Origin of the sequence: Pseudomonas sp. EA_65y_Pfl1_P113 (assembly GCF_963970525.1) — a bacterium.
Lineage (GTDB): Bacteria > Pseudomonadota > Gammaproteobacteria > Pseudomonadales > Pseudomonadaceae > Aquipseudomonas > Aquipseudomonas tritici.
This window is the reverse complement of sequence record NZ_CAXAQM010000531.1, coordinates 1-462: the sequence shown is the minus strand read 5'-3', so window position 1 is coordinate 462 and position 462 is coordinate 1. Positions and strand designations below refer to the sequence as shown.

The following is a 462-nucleotide window of genomic DNA, read 5'->3' as shown; positions in this document are numbered from 1 at the left end:
ACAATGCCAGGCCACCGCCGGTCAGCGCGGCACCGCGGAACAGATCGCGGCGGTTCAATACCGGGGGCATATAATCTCCTTGTTCATTGTTCAGCACCCTCTTGTCCACGGCGAGGCTCGAGCGCGGTATCTCTCTCATCCTTACGCACGAGCGCGGCGCACCCCTCAAATGTCGGCCAAGATTTCAGCAAGTCGGACGCGAGCGCGGTACAGCCGCGTCTCGACAGCCTTCCCGCTGATCGAAAGTGCCAACGCAGCTTCCGATTGGTTCAACCCTTCGACGGTGCGGAGCAGCAGAACCTCTCGCAACGAAGATGGCAAGGCAGAGATCGCAGTCGAGAGTTTTTCGAGTTCCATCTTCGAAGCTGCGCTGGCATGAGCCGAAGGTGCGTCGTCTGGGACCTGTTCAATTTCGTCGTCGGACGTGGCGGCACTGAAGATGAAGAGCTGACGCACTCTTTG

At 59.3% G+C, this 462-nt stretch carries 1 protein-coding gene; it reads right to left on the bottom strand.

Annotation, left to right across the window (positions count from 1 at the left end; translation table 11 throughout):
• Positions 1-165: 165 nt before the first annotated feature.
• On the bottom strand, positions 166-462 hold a 297-nt coding region (locus AACY52_RS30925), incomplete at its 5' end, for a sigma factor-like helix-turn-helix DNA-binding protein (RefSeq protein WP_339561485.1).